This window comes from Mesorhizobium sp. B263B2A (assembly GCF_020165775.1).
GTDB classification, from domain to species: Bacteria; Pseudomonadota; Alphaproteobacteria; order Rhizobiales; family Rhizobiaceae; genus Mesorhizobium; species Mesorhizobium opportunistum.
In genome coordinates this window covers 99,863-115,939 of sequence record NZ_JAIUIU010000009.1, presented here as the reverse complement: position 1 = coordinate 115,939, position 16,077 = coordinate 99,863, and the positions used below count along the sequence as shown (strand labels likewise).

At 63.5% G+C, this 16,077-nt stretch carries 16 protein-coding genes; 8 read left to right on the top strand and 8 right to left on the bottom strand.

What is annotated here, in order from left to right; genetic code table 11:
- Positions 1 to 77: 77 nt before the first annotated feature.
- Positions 78 to 1,757: an amidohydrolase gene (locus tag LB568_RS16560; protein ID WP_224730648.1), complete on the bottom strand. Its 1,680-nt coding sequence runs from the start codon at positions 1,755 to 1,757 to the stop codon at positions 78 to 80.
- Between the two features lie 258 nt (positions 1,758 to 2,015).
- On the opposite strand from LB568_RS16560, the gene LB568_RS16555 reads away from it, so the two are divergent.
- Complete coding sequence (locus LB568_RS16555; RefSeq protein WP_013893232.1) at positions 2,016 to 2,669, top strand: TetR/AcrR family transcriptional regulator; 654 nt, start codon at positions 2,016 to 2,018, stop codon at positions 2,667 to 2,669.
- Positions 2,670 to 2,692: 23 nt separating this feature from the next.
- A complete protein-coding gene (locus tag LB568_RS16550) occupies positions 2,693 to 3,724 on the top strand; it encodes a histone deacetylase family protein (protein WP_013893231.1) in 1,032 nt (343 codons plus the stop codon).
- Between the two features lie 63 nt (positions 3,725 to 3,787).
- On the opposite strand, the gene LB568_RS16545 is transcribed toward LB568_RS16550, so the two are convergent.
- On the bottom strand, positions 3,788 to 4,981 hold the full coding sequence (locus LB568_RS16545; RefSeq protein WP_224730647.1) for a TMEM43 family protein: 1,194 nt from the start codon (positions 4,979 to 4,981) through the stop codon (positions 3,788 to 3,790).
- Positions 4,982 to 5,478: 497 nt separating this feature from the next.
- Between LB568_RS16545 and LB568_RS16540 the strand changes: the two genes are divergently transcribed.
- Together LB568_RS16540 and LB568_RS16535 are read left to right on the top strand one after the other, a co-directional pair.
- The gene (locus LB568_RS16540; RefSeq protein WP_013893229.1) at positions 5,479 to 6,189 is read left to right on the top strand and encodes a helix-turn-helix transcriptional regulator; all 711 of its coding nucleotides are present in this window, start codon (positions 5,479 to 5,481) and stop codon (positions 6,187 to 6,189) included.
- Entirely contained in the window at positions 6,186 to 6,956 is a 771-nt protein-coding gene (locus LB568_RS16535) for a helix-turn-helix transcriptional regulator (RefSeq protein WP_224730646.1), read from the top strand. Before LB568_RS16540 ends, LB568_RS16535 begins: the two co-directional genes overlap by 4 nt.
- Before the next feature lie 45 nt (positions 6,957 to 7,001).
- Here LB568_RS16535 and LB568_RS16530 read toward each other — a convergent pair whose 3' ends face one another.
- Genes LB568_RS16530 through motA form a run of 6 tightly spaced genes read right to left on the bottom strand, consistent with a single transcriptional unit; the run spans position 7,002 to position 11,836 of the window.
- Positions 7,002 to 7,436 (bottom strand): hypothetical protein, encoded by a 435-nt coding sequence (locus LB568_RS16530; RefSeq protein ID WP_013893227.1) that lies wholly within the window; start codon positions 7,434 to 7,436, stop codon positions 7,002 to 7,004.
- Entirely contained in the window at positions 7,433 to 8,515 is a 1,083-nt protein-coding gene (gene flhB, locus LB568_RS16525; protein ID WP_013893226.1) for a flagellar biosynthesis protein FlhB, read from the bottom strand. Before flhB ends, LB568_RS16530 begins: the two co-directional genes overlap by 4 nt.
- Before the next feature lie 3 nt (positions 8,516 to 8,518).
- A complete protein-coding gene (locus tag LB568_RS16520) occupies positions 8,519 to 9,529 on the bottom strand; it encodes a flagellar motor switch protein FliG (protein WP_224730645.1) in 1,011 nt (336 codons plus the stop codon).
- A gap of 46 nt (positions 9,530 to 9,575) precedes the next feature.
- Complete coding sequence (fliN, locus tag LB568_RS16515; RefSeq protein ID WP_013893224.1) at positions 9,576 to 9,962, bottom strand: flagellar motor switch protein FliN; 387 nt, start codon at positions 9,960 to 9,962, stop codon at positions 9,576 to 9,578.
- 18 nt (positions 9,963 to 9,980) lie between these two features.
- Positions 9,981 to 10,928 carry a FliM/FliN family flagellar motor switch protein gene (locus tag LB568_RS16510; RefSeq protein ID WP_224730644.1) on the bottom strand — a complete coding sequence of 316 codons (948 nt, stop codon included), beginning with the start codon at positions 10,926 to 10,928 and terminating at the stop codon, positions 9,981 to 9,983.
- A gap of 32 nt (positions 10,929 to 10,960) precedes the next feature.
- The gene (motA, locus tag LB568_RS16505) at positions 10,961 to 11,836 is read right to left on the bottom strand and encodes a flagellar motor stator protein MotA (protein WP_013893222.1); all 876 of its coding nucleotides are present in this window, start codon (positions 11,834 to 11,836) and stop codon (positions 10,961 to 10,963) included.
- A 159-nt stretch (positions 11,837 to 11,995) separates the two neighbouring features.
- Here motA and LB568_RS16500 point away from each other — a divergent pair, with 159 nt between their 5' ends.
- Genes LB568_RS16500 through LB568_RS16485 form a run of 4 tightly spaced genes read left to right on the top strand, consistent with a single transcriptional unit; the run spans position 11,996 to position 16,070 of the window.
- Complete coding sequence (locus LB568_RS16500; protein WP_224730643.1) at positions 11,996 to 13,117, top strand: DUF1217 domain-containing protein; 1,122 nt, start codon at positions 11,996 to 11,998, stop codon at positions 13,115 to 13,117.
- Positions 13,118 to 13,119: 2 nt separating this feature from the next.
- Positions 13,120 to 13,842: a flagellar basal-body rod protein FlgF gene (gene flgF / locus LB568_RS16495; RefSeq protein WP_013893220.1), complete on the top strand. Its 723-nt coding sequence runs from the start codon at positions 13,120 to 13,122 to the stop codon at positions 13,840 to 13,842.
- 1 nt (position 13,843) lies between these two features.
- Positions 13,844 to 15,244, top strand: a complete 1,401-nt coding sequence (gene fliI / locus LB568_RS16490; protein WP_224730642.1) for a flagellar protein export ATPase FliI — start codon at positions 13,844 to 13,846, stop codon at positions 15,242 to 15,244.
- The gene (locus LB568_RS16485) at positions 15,225 to 16,070 is read left to right on the top strand and encodes a hypothetical protein (protein WP_224730641.1); all 846 of its coding nucleotides are present in this window, start codon (positions 15,225 to 15,227) and stop codon (positions 16,068 to 16,070) included. Before fliI ends, LB568_RS16485 begins: the two co-directional genes overlap by 20 nt.
- The last annotated feature ends 7 nt before the right edge of the window (positions 16,071 to 16,077 follow it).

The window sequence follows — 16,077 nt, the reverse complement described above, 5'->3', positions numbered from 1 at the left end:
GGCCGGTAGGTTGGCAAGTCCGGCATTGAATCACAGTTCAGTAGTCATTCATTCGGCTAGCAAGCCGCATGCCATTGTCAGGCCTGATAGGTGACCTTGCCGCCGCAGATCGTCGTCACCGGCCGCAGTCTGTGCAGATTGGCCGGCGCCGTCTTCTCGATATCGGCAGATAAAACCACCAGATCGGCCAAATAGCCTGGGTTCAGCATACCCTTGCGGTGCTCGGCGAACTCCGCATAGGCACCCTCCACCGTGTAGGCGGCAAGCGATTCATGCAGCGAGAAGCTCTGGTCCGGGTCGCTTTCTGCCCATGGTTTGCGCATCACTGCCGCTTGAATGCCCAGGATCGGATCGATCGGCGATACCGGCCAGTCCGATGCGAACACGACATGCGCGCCGGCATTCTTCAAGGTCCGCCAGGCATAGCTCAGCGGCCAACGGGCCGGCCCGATGCGCGACACGGTCGGCTCCAGCGGAAAATCCATGGCGCCGGGCGGATGCGGCGGCTGCATGGAGGCGATGACACCGAGTTCGGCGAAGCGCGGCACGTCCGATGCGGTTGTGACCTCGATATGTTCGACGCGATGCCGGCTGTCGCGCTTGCCATTGGCTTTTTGCGCCGCCTCGTAGCCGTCGAGCACGGCGCGGACCGCGCCGTCGCCGATCGAGTGCACGGCAATCTGCAGTCCACGTTTGTCGACGGCAACCGCCAGATCGATGAACTGCTGCGGCGTGAACAGCGGCTCGCCGACCCAGTCGGTGCGATCGGCATAAGGCTCGACCATCACCGCCGTCCAGGAATCGAGCACGCCGTCGTAGAACACCTTGACCATGCCCGAAGACAGCCACTCGCTGTTGTAGCGCTCGTTCATCACGAACGCCTTGTCGAGCATGTCGAGCGTCATGAAATTCTTGTAGTGGAACGGGATCTGGACGCGGCAGGGCAAGCCTTCCGCGGCGTCGATTTCGGCCAGCAGCTCGAGCTGGTAGAGATTGCCGTCCATGTTCTGGATCGAGGTGATGCCGTGGCGCGTGCACCAGGCAAGCCCACGCCGCATGATGTCGCGGTCGGCGGCGCGTTCTTCCGCCGACGGCATCGGGTCCGGCTCGCCGCCTGTCGCCAGCCCCAGCCGCACCCGGCTCTCGCCGGCAAGGTCGAGCACCGGACCGAAGGCCTCGCCCTCGCGCAATTCACCCGTTGCCAGCCCATCGTCACCCATGACGATCTCGTTGCCCGGACCAAGCGTGCGTCCGTGCAGGATGCCGGCCATCTCCAGCGCCCTGGTGTTGGCCCACATCGTGTGATGGTCGGGCGCAGCCATGCAGAAGGGCCGGTCCGGCAGGATTTGGTCGAGATGGTGGCGCGTCACCCGCTCGCTGCCAAGCACGGTGTAGTCGACGCCCTGCCCGACCAGCATCGTGGCATGTGGCCGTGTCGGCGCATAGTCGCGGATCGCCTTTTGCAACGCCTCGAAGCCATGGACACCGCCAAGCTGAAGATGCGCGAGCTCGGCCCCGCCGGAGAACAGATGCATGTGGGCTTCGATGAAGCCCGGGATCACCGAACCGCCCTTGGCGTCGATCACCTTTGTGACCGGACCTTTGAGCTCTTCGATGGAGGCACGGCCGCCGATGGCGATGATGGTGCCGTCCTTGACGGCAACGGCCTCGGCGGTGGGATTGTCATCGTCCATGGTCAGCACATGACCATTGATGACGATCAGATCCGCATTGTGACCCGCACCTGTGACAGACATCGCGACTCCGCGCTTTGACGACTGACTGAGACCGGCAATCCTCTTGTCCGACAACCTGCCACGTCACCGCAGCGGCGCTATCGGACGAAAAATGATGCCAGTGCGCTGTCTCTGGAAATTCCCCTTGTGATCCCTGAAAACAGCGTGGATAAAAGAATGCGACTAATTATTCGCGTTTGTCAACGTACCGAATTTCGAATGTATTGGACAGCACCTGCACCCGTATTGAGACCCGGCAGGGAACGAGGACATCGAGCAGTGAAGCGCAGTCTCAGCCGCGAAACCAGGATGGCGCTCGAACCGCGCAAGCAGCCGCGGCAACAGCGGTCGAGCAAGGTGGTCGACCGGATTCTCGACGCGGCGCTGGTCTTGACGCGGGAGCAGGGAACCAAGGCGCCGACGACGCTCGCCATTGCCCGGCGCGCCGGCCTGTCGGTCGGTTCGGTCTACCAATACTTTCCCAACAAGGAAGCCATTCTCCTGGACCTCGCCCGGCGCTGGCTGTCCTCCTTTCCCGAGGTGATCGCGAGGCGCATCGAGGTCGTGCCGCCCACCAACCGCGACGAGTTTCGCCAGGAAGTGCGCAAGCTCTTCATCGACACGTCCACGCTCTATCGCGACAACGCCACCCTGATGCCGGTGATCGAGGCCATTTCCGGCAACGCCGACCTCAGGCCGATCCAGGACGAATATGACGAGCAGATCATCGCGCTGTACGCCGCATGGCTGCAGCATGTGAATCCAGCCCTTGAAGACGAGATCGCCAGCCGGCTCGGCGTGCTGATGATGGACGTCGGGCACGCCTGCCGGCTCGTGGGGCTGAAAAGAGATCGCAAGACATATGACCTCATCGAGGACGATGTGGAAAGAATGTGGCTCGCTTTGGTGACCCCCTACCTCAACCTTGACTGATTTCGCATTTCGAGAGGAATTTTATGAAGACTGTCTATTCGCCGCTTCATGCCGGCCATGCCGGCCAGATGGAACTGGTCACATCAGCGATCGTGCCGGGTTTTGAAAAGCCCTCGCGCGCCGAATTCATCAAGGCGCGGGTCGAAAGCGAGAAGCTCGGTCCGATCGTCCTGCCGCTCGAGCACGATCTTGCGGCCGCCAAACGCATTCACAAATCGGACTATATCGACTTCCTGCCGACAGTCTGGCCGCAGTGGGTGGCTTCCGGTCACGAGGGCACGGCGATGCCCTTCACCTGGCCGACGCGCGGCCTGCGCGGCGACGTGCCGCCGAAGCGTGTCGATGCGCTGCTCGGCTACTATTCCTTCGATGCCGGCGCCACCTTCGTCGAAGGCACATGGACGGCGATCAAGTCGTCCTATGACGTGGCGCTCACCGCCGCCGGCCTGGTCAAGGCCGGCGAAAGGTCCGCCTTCGCGCTCTGCCGTCCGCCCGGCCATCATGCCGGCGCCGGCTTCATGGGCGGCTATTGCTACATCAACAACGCCGCCGTCGCGGCGCAATGGTTCCGCGACCAGGGCGCAAGCCGTGTCTCCATCCTCGACGTCGACTACCACCACGGCAACGGTACGCAGGAGATCTTCTATGATCGCGCCGACGTACAGGTTCTCAATCTGCATGGCGACCCGATGGTCGAGTATCCGTTCTTCCTCGGCCACGCCGACGAGCGTGGCGCCGGCGCGGGCGAAGGCTTCAACATCAACTATCCGATGCCCTTCGGCACCGGCTGGGACGCCTGGAACGCCTCGCTGGAGGACGCCTGCGCGAAGCTCGCCGCCTACGCGCCCGACATCGTCATCGTCTCGCTCGGCGTCGACACCTTCGAGAAGGACCCGATCAGCCAGTTCAAGCTGACCAGCCCCGACTATCCCAAGATCGGGCGCCGCATCGCCAAACTCGGCCTGCCGACGCTGTTCGTCATGGAAGGCGGCTATGCCGTCGAGGAGATCGGCATCAACGCCGTCGGCGTGCTGACCGGTTTCGAGGATCGGTAGACCTTCTCGCAAGCACAGCGACAGGCACGAAAGAAAAGGGCGCGTGGCCGCCCTTTTCGCAGGCTACGCGGCGGTGCCAGTGCTTGGCGCGGCCATCGGCGCCACTGGCTTGCGTGACCGCCCGAGATAATAGACCGCCGCCGCGGCGATGACGCCGGCGGCCAGGATGCCAACCGCCAGAACCGGCCGATACCAGAACCAGGCAATCGCGATCGTCGTCGTGCCGACCAGGATCGCCAGGAAGAAGGCGATGATGCCGGTTCCCATCCGCGCCATGCTGCCGAGGAACGGGATGACGTCGAGGATCACGCCGATCGGGCTGAGGAACAGCGCAAACCCGATCGTCAAAAGCAGCAGGCCGGCGGCACGCAGCAGCCAGGTGATCAGCGTGTTGGCGCTGACCGCCTCGGCGAACATCTTGTCGGCTGGCACCTGGCCCGTATCGACCATCAGCAGCGCATCGCCTGCTTCCGTCTGGTAAGGCTCGAACCGGCTGCCGGCCTGGCGCGCGACGATGCTGATCACGCCGAGCGGCGCAAGCTCGTAGCCGATGCGGTAGTCGCCGAGCGCCGGCGTTGTGTTGTCGGTACCGAGATAGATCCTGCCGTCGACGATGCTGAGCGGCTTCGTCCCGGAATAGGCGGCCTTTATCGCGGCCGACTGGCTTGGCGATAGCGAAAGATCCTTGTCGCCCTCGATGCGATCCAGCACTGGCGCATCGAGATCGAAGGCGACGAGCTTGCCTTCCGGAATCTGGAAGGTCCGGCTGTGGATCGCCATCGGCGGATTCTGATGGCCATCCGGCTTCTTGAAATCCGACGAGTCGATCTGGCTGTCGTCCCACACCTTCGAATAGCTGTAGGTCGTCTCCGTCTCCTCGCCGCCGCCGAGCTTCTTGGTGGTCTCGGATTTGGAGTCTTCCTTCCACTGATACATCTCGACGCTGCGCGACAGGCGCAGGCCTTGCGCCGCGATCCCGAAATCCGGATCCGACAGCCCGCTATCGGCTGTCACCGGCCCGCTGACATGCACCAGTTTGCCGTCATTGGCGGCGTCGACACTGTCGGCGCCCGTGGAGACGACGGCGCCGGCGCCCTCGGCCAGCGAGCGCGCCGTCTGCACCGCGCGGCCTTCGTTCCAGAACAGCCCGATCACCATCAGCACGACGAGAAGCAGGCCGAATATGACCCCGCCGACCGCGCGTTTGATCCGCCCGAACCACGAGACGGACGTAACTTCCCGAAATGAATCGCTCATAGTTTCCCCCCGAAACCCAAATATGCCATCAGCCTGTGTAACGACTTCGTGAGTCATGCCGTCTACAGGCTCGATTGCCGGAGATGCCCATCCCTTCGGCATTTTCGAATCTATCGCAACGGGCCGGCCGCCGATATGGCCGGCTTGCACAGTCCCGACATTTTCACGCCTCGAAGGCTACGAAAATCGCCTCCTGAGTCGCACCTGAGTCCATCAGATTCGATTTTGTCAAATCGCGTTTGATGTCGGATTCATCTGCGGGTAGATTAGAACCGAATCAGCCGGTCCTCGGGGGGCGCGGCGACCACCCAAAGTCTCACGTTCCGGAAATTTTCCGGCGCCAGACGCGGACGGCTTCGCGTTCCCTGAATGGATTCCGTCTGATTGGGCGCGGCCCCGCGCCTCGTGTGTGTCTCGTAAAAGTAACGCGTTTTCGGGTTCGGCGGCTGGCTCTCCAGCATCCGGACATCAGAATCGATTCCGGCCAAAAGCATCAGATGAGCAGTCCCGCCGCGCTTCTTCAATCCGACACACTAGGCTCGCGCCTGACGTCGCGCGGTGATCTCACCAGCTTTTTCATGGAATTGACCGCCGAGATCGGCGCCGACAGCTACATGCTGGTCGCCATGGTCCATGACCAGGACCGCAACGACGCGCGCATCGTCTCCTCGAACTGGATCTTCGACGCCATCGAATTGATCGGCAAGCGGCTGATCGCCGGCCTTGCCCAGGGCACGCTCACCGTTGCGCCCGGTACCCGTCCAAGACCGCTGGTGGCGGCGCAGGCGCCGGATGCGGATGGACTGGTCTCCGGCGAAGAGGCCCGCCTGCTCGACGTGCTCGGCCATGCCGAGATCTATTCGCTGCGGCTGAATGTCGGTCGTCAGCGCCTGTTCGCCCTGTTCTCGGCGGCAAGTGCCGGCAAGATCGACCAGCCGGCACTGATGAAGGCGCAACTGAAGTGCTGCTATGCGCTCTCGCACATTCCGCAGCTGATCGCCGCCGCCGCCATGCAGGATCCGCTGTCTGACCGCGAGCGCGAATGCCTGTTCTGGGTCTCGGAGGGCAAGACCACAGATGAGGTCGCCGTCATCCTTGGCGTCTCGTCCAACACCGTCAACAGCTACATCACCCACGCCATCCAGAAGTTTGCCGCCAGCAACCGCGCGATGGCCATCGCCACGGCGATCAGGAGTGGCATCATTTGAAAAACGCCGACATCAAGGAAGCAGCCGAAGCCCTTTTCAACGAGCAGCGCAACCCGTTCGGCGCCTTCTCGCTCGGCTCCGAAACGCATCACGCGGTCACCATTCCCGATGCCGTGCGTCGCTGCCGCTGGATATCGGTCGACATCAACGCCTCGGCCTTCGGCCTGTTCTTCGTCAGCCCGTCACCGGAGCGGGCACGGCTGGTCCCGTGTTTCGATTCCGACTATCCCGGCGTCGCGGTGGCGACGAAGTTCATCTCGGGCGCCAATGGCGAGGAGATCGTGCGTCACACCCGAAACTCGACGGAGCCGCGCTGGTGGGCGGATGACGGCGTCGCGGCTATGGCTGAGATGTTCGGTAAACTCGCCTGGACCGAGCAGATGGCGCCGCTGGCGCCCGGCACCAGCGGTATCGCCTTGCCCGTCCATGCCGATCGCGGCCAGTGCGGTCTTGTCGTCTTCCTCGGATCGGAGATCGCCCTCCCCCAGGATACGCTCTACGAAATCCATGCCCGCTGTTTTTCGCTGTTCGCCGCTGTCGCGCGGATCCTTCCGAGCGATGCCGGCAGGATGCGCGCCATCTCCAAGCGCGAACTCGAATGCCTGAAGCTGACCGCCAACGGCAACACCAGCGAAGAGATCGCGCGGCTGCTGAAACTGTCGGTGCACACCGCCAACCAGTACCTGACCCAGTCGACGCAGAAGCTCAACGCCGTCAACCGCAACCAGGCGGTGGCCAAGGCGCTGCGGCTCGGTTTGATCGAATAGTGAAACGATCAGAGCGGTCGAGGTCTGTTGAGGTTCAAGTAGATATCAGAAGGCCAGCGGCTCGACCCTGCGGATACGCGCCTCTTCGATCACGGTCTCGAGCAAGGCCGTGTTGTGCTCGGGATCTTCGCCCGGCTTCTCGAACGAGACGTAGTTGACCACGACCGAGTTGCCGTTCTCGCTCAGCGTCAGCTGGAAATAGACCGTCGCCCCGGGTGGCCGCAGTTCCAGGTCGAGCACGATGCGCGGGCTGCCGCTCCAGTCGACATGCGCCTCGCCGCCATGACCGAGCCTGAGCGTGCCGGGCATGAAGAACAGCTCCGCCGCTGAATCGACCAGATCCGACAGGCAGGCGAAATGCTCCAGCCGGATGAAGGCGATATAGTCGGCGACATCGATCAGCCTCAGTTCGCCCACCACTTGCTCGATGGCGCTGGCGACGATGATCTCGCGGGATTTTGCGTGCGGTTGGCGGTTCATGAAATCTGTCTGCGCTCAGCCTTTTTCGAGTAGACGATCCGCACCAGTTCGGCGACGGCCTGGTAGAATTGCGACGGGATCACATTATCGACCGAAACTTGCTTGTACATGGAGCGGGCGAGCGCCACGTCCTCGAAGATCGGGATGTTGTGTTCCCTGGCGATCTCGCGGATTTTCAGCGCCACCAGGTCCTGCCCCTTGGCCACCACAAGCGGCGCCGAATCCTCGTCGCGCACATATTTCAGCGCAATCGAGAAGTGGGTCGGGTTGGCGATGATCAGCGTCGCGCGCGGCACCGCCGTCATCATCCGCTTGCGCGCGCGGTCGCGCGCCAGCGAGCGCAGCCGCGACTTGACGATCGGGTCGCCCTCGGACTGCTTGAACTCATCCTTGACCTCCTGCTTGCTCATGCGCAGGTCCTGCTTCCAGTGGAAGCGCGACCAGACGATGTCGATCGCCGCGATCAGCCCCATGACGAAGACGATCGCCACCAATATGTCGACCGCGATGCCGCGGATGACGAGGCCGAAGGCAACGGGATTGGTGATCATCCCGGCGAGCAGCTTGCGGTGATCCTCCGACAGCGTGAAGGAGAGCACGGCAATGGCAAAGCCGACCTTTCCCAGGGATTTCAGGAACTCGACCCAGCCCTGGACACCGAACATGCGGTTCCAGCCCTTGACGATCGAGATGCGCGAAAACTGCGGCCTGATGCGCTCGCCGACGATTTGCGGCATGTTCTGCAGCACCGAGGCGCCGATGCCGGCGACACTCAGCAGCACCAGCAGGCTGACGAGGGCGCGTCCCACTTCCAGCATGACGAGTTTGTAGAGCGCGATGACATCGGTCTCGGTGTCCATCGGCCAGGCTTCCGGCTTCTCGAGAAATGTCGCCAGGAACATGCCGAGGTCGATGATGGCATCCTTGGCATAGAAGACGGTGAACACCAGTATGGCGACGAAGGAGGCGAGAAGCGCGGTTTCCCTCGAATGGGGCAGCTTGCCCTGTTCGATGGTGTCGCGGATCTTCTTTTCCGTCGCCTCTTCGGTTTTCGAATCCTTGTCGACGGCGTCGGACATGCCTTAGGCGGCGTCCTGCGTCGAAGGAAGCTCGAACGCCCCTTCGCGCGACAGACGGATGGTCGTCGTCACGATGGTCTTGCGTGCCGCTGTAATGTCGGCGGCGGGGATGCCTTCCGACCCCTCACCGAGTTCGGCCTCGATCATGCGTCGCGACCGTGCGCCGATCGCCGACAGCACCGCCTCGGCGAGCGCCGCAGACGTGCCGCGCAACGCCAGCGTGACAAGTTCGGTCGACAGTCCGTCGAACAGCAGCACGCGTGCCTTCTGCGTAAGCAGCGGCAGGTCGTCGAAAGCGAACAGTCGCGCGCGCACGCCGTCTAGATCAGGCGTACCGGCGGCTTCCAGATCCTGCATGACCTCCTCGAGCAGCGGCTTGTCCAGTTCATTGAGCACGCTGGCGACGCGCGCCTGCCCCACCGACGTGTCCTTGGTCGAGGTTTCGGCCAGCACGCTGGTGCGCAGCCGGTTCTCGACAATCCTGGCCGCGGCATCCGGAACATTGGCCATGGTCACCATGCGCTTGATGATTTCGCCACGCATCGGCTTGGTCAGGGTCAAAAGCACCCCCGCCGCCGTTTGCGGCGCCAGCTTCGACAGCACCATGGCCGCCGTCTGCGGATGTTCGCCGGTCAGGAACGTACCCAGCCGCGCCGGCTCGAGCTTCTCGAGCTCGGGCCAGATCGGTGGTGGGCCTTCCGGAGCGACCTCGAATTTCTTGTCGCCCATGATCGCGCTCATCTCTTCGGGCGAGAGCGATTCATTGAGGATCGTGTCCATCCTATCGGCGGAATCGAGCAAGCCCGCGCCCTCGGTGAACTCGGCTTCGAATTCGGCGACGATGCGCTCCAGATCGCTCTGTGGAATGGTCCTGAGCAGCCGCGCACCCTCGATCAGCGCCTTCAGCTCCTCCTGCTTGAAGAATTTCAGGAGACGGCTGGCCGACGGCTTGCCCATCGCCACCAGGATGGCGGCCGCCTTCTGTGCGCGTGTCAGGGTCGCCGGCGTCGTCATATTGCCTCTCGCCTCCGCTGCCACCGGCAAGCCCCGCAAACCATGTCTAGGCGCCCTTCGTACCGGCGATGATTTCGGTCAGCCTGATGCCGAAGCGCGAGGGATCGCTTTCCAGCACCGTGATCTCGCCACGCGCGATCTTGCGGCCGTTGACGACGACGTCGACCGGTTCGCCGATGCGGCGGTTGAGCGCGACCGTCGACCCTTTCTGCAACGCCATCAGGTCGGACACAGCCATCTCGGTGCTGCCGAGAATGATCTGGACATCGACGGGGATGTTCATGATGACGCTGGAATTGGCTCCTGCCGCGGCCCGGAAGGCTGCGTCGGGGCGCTGTTCCTCTTCATGCAGGACCCCGCGCAATTCCTCGATGGCGCGGTCGAGCTGCTCGTCCGGCTGGTCGAGGTCTGGTTCTGCCTTGGTCTTGGCCATCAATCGTCTCCAAAATGCTCAGGCGCGCCCGGCGCCAGCCGGCATCAACCCATCGATAAAGTCCTGCCCGGCATCGAAGGGATGCCTGATCCGGACGGTGTAATTCTGCCCCAGCTTGCCGAACTCGCATACGAACAGCGTCTGGCCGCGCGCACTGAGGCGAGCCCGCGATTGCGCCGTTTCCTCGAAATCGATGACCTGGCCGACTTCCAGCTTCGCAAGGTCGCCCAGCGTCAGCCGCGCCAGCGGCATGGTGGCTTCGAGCGCCACCGTCGAGCGCATCACCTCTTCAGAAAAGCGTGCGCGCCAACTGGTGCCGGGATCGGCCTCGCTGGCGCTGGCGATGCCGTCGCGGCCGGCCAGCACGATACGCTGCGGCATCGTCACCGTGATGCTGCCGCTGTCGACCGGCGTCGAGATGCCAAGGACGATGCGAATTGCCGCGCCGTCACGCAAAACATGCCGCCTGGCCTCGATGCCGGACATGGCCCGCGGGGCCGGCAGTCGCAGTTCGAGCGAGCGCTGCCCCGATCCGTTCAGCGCCTGCGCTACCTCCTGGAACACCATGGTCGAGACATCGGCCTCGAGCGGCGACAGGTCGCGCTCGATCGGCGACACCGGCATGTCCGGGTCGCCGCCGAACAACGTGGAGACCATGATCGCGATCGCGGCTGCGTCGATGACGAGTGTCATCGCGTCCGACGATGCCGGCGAGCCGACCACGGTCATGGCGAAATTGTCGCCGGCGCGCGAGCGCGCCTCGGTAACGCGGCTGACCTCGACCGCCTTGAGATCGACGATGACGGGGACGCCAAGCCCGCTCGACAGCCCCTTCTGCAGCAGCGGCACGGCGCGTTCGGCCATGGCACGGCCGGCGTCGATGACCTGATCGGCCTCGCCGCTGTCACCGACCAGACGCTCTATGATCAGCGAGCGCGCTTGCGCGGGGCTGCCTGGACTGGTCATGACCGTGTGGGCACCGATCTGTCGTGCATCGCTCAGGCGGCCTTCTTCTCGGCGGCGCCGGTGTTCATCGTGCTCTGCTCGACGGCGTCGATGGTCGGCCGCTCATAGGACGAGATGGTCTTGCGGCCGAACTCGATCGCCACCTGCGGCAGGGCGCCGTTCATGTAGGCGAGCAGCGTCTGCTTGACGATGATATAGAGGCGGTTCTTCTTCTCGCGCACCGTCTTGATCTTGGTGGCCACAGGCCCGACCACGGCGTAGGACAGGAAGATGCCGAGGAACGTGCCGACCAGGGCGGCGCCGATCAGGCCACCGAGGATTTCCGGCGACTGGTCGAGCGCGCCCATCGCCTTGACCACGCCAAGCACAGCAGCAACGATGCCCAGCGCCGGCAGGCCGTCGCCGACCGCGACCAGCGCGTGATAGGCCTTCATCTTGTCGGACTTGATGGTCTGGATTTCCTCGTCCATCAGCGCCTCGATCTCATGCGAGCGGGCATTGCCGATGATGATGATGCGGCAGTAGTCGCAGATGAAGGCCATCAAATCGTGGTTCTTGAGCACGGTCGGAAAGGCCTGGAAGATCGCCGATTCTTCCGGATTGTCGATATGCGCCTCGACCTCGCTGCGCGATTTCGAGCGCAGCTCGCGCATCAGGCTGTGCAGCACGCCGAGCGTCTCCAGGTAATCCTGTTCCTTCGGCACCGCCTGCTTGAAGGCCTCGAGGATGCCCTTGCCGGTATCCTTGACCGTCTTCATCGGGTTGGCGACCAGGAAGGTGCCCAGTGCGGCGCCGCAGATGACCACGGCTTCCCACGGCTGGACCAGCACGTGCAGATGCCCGCCCATGGCCATGAAGCCGCCGAGGACGCAGCCGAGCGTTACCACCAGTCCAATCAGAATGCCCACGACAGGTCCTTCCGCATTTCACATCAGGTGCAAGGGATAGTCCCCGTGCCTTGTGTGAGGCTTGAATCGGAGCCGTCACGGAACCGAATTGAGGCGATTCAGTTTCGCGCAAGGAAGTGGCGCTATTGTGCTGGCATTGCTTCGGCCGGAGGCGCTTCCTTGCTCAATACCTTTACCAGCTACCAGTTGATCACCAGAGACATCTCGAAGTCGATCGACCGGATCGAGAAACAGCCGACGGTCGATCGCGACACGCAATATTATCTCGCCAACATCACCAAGGTGAAATCGATAGACGATTTCGTCAAAAACGATCGGTTGTTCAAATATGCCATGAAGGCCTACGGGCTTGAAGACATGGACTACGCCAAGGCGTTCATGGTCAAGGCGCTCAAGGAAGGCGTCACCGATCCCGACAGCTTCGCCAACAAGCTGACCGACAAGCGCTACGCCCAGTTCGTCAGCGCATTTAATTTTGCCGCCAACGGCGCCGATGCGACGATCTACAACAAGGCGCAGCAGCTGGTGACGAAGAACTACGCCACGCAGGCGCAGATCGCCGGTCTCGATCCGAATTCCGACTATGTGAAGGGCGAGACGACCTATTATCTCGCCAACATCACCAAGGTGAAGTCCGTCGACGATCTGATGTCGAACAGCCGGCTCTACACCTACGCGCTGGCTGCATATGGTCTAGACTCCGCGACCGAGGACAAGGACCTGATCAAGCAGGTTCTGCAAAGCAAGGTGAGCGATCCTGACAGTGTCGCCAACAAGCAGACGAACCCAGCTTACGCGGGACTGGCTTTGGCCTTCAATTTCGAAGCCAATGGCGAGAACGCCACCACCATCAATCCGGCGCAGCAGCCAACTGTCGACAAGTATCTGCGCCAGACGCTCGAAGAGGATGCCGGCCAGACCAATCAGGGCGTGCGGCTGGCCCTTTATTTCCAACGCAAGGCGCCTGACATAACCAGCTGGTACGACGTGCTGGCCGACACGGCTCTTGCCAGCGTCGTGCGCACCGCGCTCGGCCTGCCCGATTCCTTCGCCACCGCCAATATTGACAAGCAGGCGCAGTTGTTCGAGCAGAAGCTCGACCTCACGGATTTCACCGATCCCGCGAAGCTCACCAAGTTCCTGACCCGCTTCACCAGCATGTACGAGATCAACAACCCGACCTCGACCACGGTGTCGTCGATCAGCGTGCTCTTCGCCAAGCCGGTCACGTCGGGCATCTCCACCGACCTGATGATGGCCATGCAGAAGTTGAAGTTCTGACCATGCGGGACAGTCTCTACGTCGCCCTTTCCGCGCAAATGGCGCTCGAGCGCCGGCTCGACACGATCGCCGACAATGTCGCCAACGCCAATACCGTCGGGTTTCGCGCCACGGGCGTGAAATTCGAGGACGTGGTGTCCGGCACCGGGCAGAAATCGGTCTCCTTCGCTTCGTCCGGCAAGACCTATCTTTCCGGCGCCCACGGCCCCCTGAACGAGACCGGCAACCCATTCGATTTCGCCATCCAGGGCGACGCCTGGTTCGCCATCGACACGCCCGCCGGCCCCGTCATGACCCGCGACGGCCGGTTTTCCATGAACGAGAATGGTGAGCTGATGTCGATCGAGGGCCATCCGGTGCTCGATGCCGGCGGGGCGCCGATCCAGCTCGACCCGCGCAACGGCCCGCCCAAGGCAGGGGCCGACGGCTCGCTGCGCCAGAACGACCAGCTTGTCGGCTCGATCGGCCTCTACAATTTCGATCCGGGCGTAAACTTCGTGCGCTACGGCAATTCGGGCATCGTGCCGGCACGCACGCCCGAACCGGTCACCGATCGCTCCGATGTCGGCATCGCCCAGGGCTTCGTCGAGGAGTCCAACGTCAATCCGGTGCTGGAGATGACGCGGCTGATCATGGTCCAGCGTGCCTTCGAAAACACCGCGGCCCTGATGCGGCAGACGGATTCCTCCACAGACGAGGCGATCAAGACGCTCGGCTCGAAGTAGCATGTCGCTCGAACAGCCATCCATCCGCGCACCCGAGAGACAGCCGCAGCCGGCGCCGGAAGACCGTCTGGCCGCGCTCGAGCGTGTATGGCGCCGCTTCAGCGGCGCCGACGGGCTGGTCAAGCGTGGCGGCCTCGTCACCGAAGTTACGCCCACGCACTACAAGGTGCGCGGCCTTTCCGATTTCGCTCGGTTGGGCGATATCGTCGAGCAGCGTGGCCTGGCCGGCGCGCGCCGCGGCGAAATCGTCAAGATCAGCCGCGACGAGGTTGTCGTAGCCCCCTTCGAACGCAGTGCCGATGCCGGTATCGGCGATGCCGTCTTCCGCCGCGGCCCGCTCGCCGTGGCTCCGCACGGCTCGTGGCGCGGCCGCACCATAGATGCGCTGACCCGGGCGATCGACGGAGGCCCGCCGCTCGTCAGGGGTGACGACATGGCGGCCAGCGCCACCACGCCCGGTGCCATGGCCCGGCAGCGTGTCGGCACGGCGTTCATGACCGGCGTCAAGGTCATCGACATCTTCACGCCGCTGTGCCTAGGCCAGCGCCTCGGGGTGTTTGCCGGCTCCGGCGTCGGCAAGTCGACGCTGCTTGCCATGCTCGCCGGTGCCGACGCTTTCGACACCGTCGTCGTGGCGCTGATCGGCGAACGCGGCCGCGAGGTCCGCGAATTCCTCGAGGATACGATCGGCGACAGCATGGCCAAGACCGTGGCCGTGGTCGCCACCAGCGACGAGAGCGCCATGATGCGCCGGCGCGCACCCGACACCGCCATGCGGGTCGCGGAGCATTTTCGCGACCAGGGCCACCGCGTGCTCCTGGTGCTGGATTCGATCACCCGCTTCGCCCATGCGTTGCGTGAAGTGGCGACGGGAACCGGCGAGCCGCCGGTCGCCCGCGGCTATCCCGCCTCGGTTTTCACCGAACTGCCGAAGCTGCTTGAGCGAGCCGGGCCAGGAGCTGAGGGAAAAGGCTCGATTACCGCCATCATTTCCGTGCTGGTCGATGGCGACGATCACAACGATCCGGTCGCCGATTCCGTGCGCGGCATCCTCGACGGCCATGTCGTGCTCGACCGCGCGATCGCCGAACAGGGCCGCTATCCGCCGGTCAATCCGCTGTCGTCCATATCGCGTCTAGCCGGCAAGGCGTGGAGCCTCGAGCAGCGCGCCCTGGTGACCCGGCTGAAGTCGATGATCTCGCGCTTCGAGGACACACGCGACATTCGCCTGCTCGGCGCCTATCAGGGTGGCGTCGATGCCGAGCTCGACATCGCCGTGCGCCAGGTGCCGCTGATCTACGAGGCGCTGACGCAGTCGCCCAGGGACCGTCCTTCGACCGATCCGTTCTCCGACCTTGCCCGTCATCTCAAGGGAAAGCAGAATGCCGAACCAGGAGAGTGAACGACAGTACACCGAGCGCGTCCTGCGCGAGATGATCGCCGACGCGAACGCCGCGGAGGAAGCCAGGACACGGGAAGCGAATGCGGCCAAGACAAAAGCCGCTCGCGCCATAGCCGCCAAGGCCGAGGCTGTTCTGGCCAGGGCTGTCAAGCCGATCCTGCCCCGGGCTGGCAGAGCCGAGCCTATTGCGCCCAGGGTTGTCGAGCCCACCCTTCACGAGGTTCCTCATGTAGAGGCTGCCGAGATGGCGCAGGCCAGCCGCAACTTGCTGATCGACGACCTGTTCCGCGTCACCGAGTGGCCGCAGCCGCCAAAGGCGCAATTTCCCAGGGTGGGCAAGAAGCCCGACCGGCGAAGCGATGTCGTCATTGCCGCGCTCGGCATTGCGCTCGGTCTCACCTGCGCCCTGTTTCCCTGGTACATCTTCTTCAACCAGGACCAGTTCGGCGTCCAGGCGATCAAGTTCGGCGGCACCGGCACCAATTCGGGGCGCGAGGGTGGCGGCATGGTCGCCGAACGCAGTGCGCCGCTGACGGCGAAGGACGTTCCCAACGCCAATCTCGACCTGTTTGCCACGGCAACGGTGCAGGACGATTCAAGGCCGGCATCGCCGCCTGGCGATCAGCCCTTTCCGGCCGACGTCGCGAAATTCCGTATGGTCCACGTCGCCAACGGCCGCGCCATGATCGAGGACGACACCGGCCTGTGGCTCGTCCAGCGCGGCTCGAAATTGCCCGATTCCAGCAAGGTGTCGGCGATCGAACAGCGCAACGGCAAATGGGTCATGCTCACCAGCACCAATCAGGTGATCGAGCTTTCCAGGTAGTCGACGC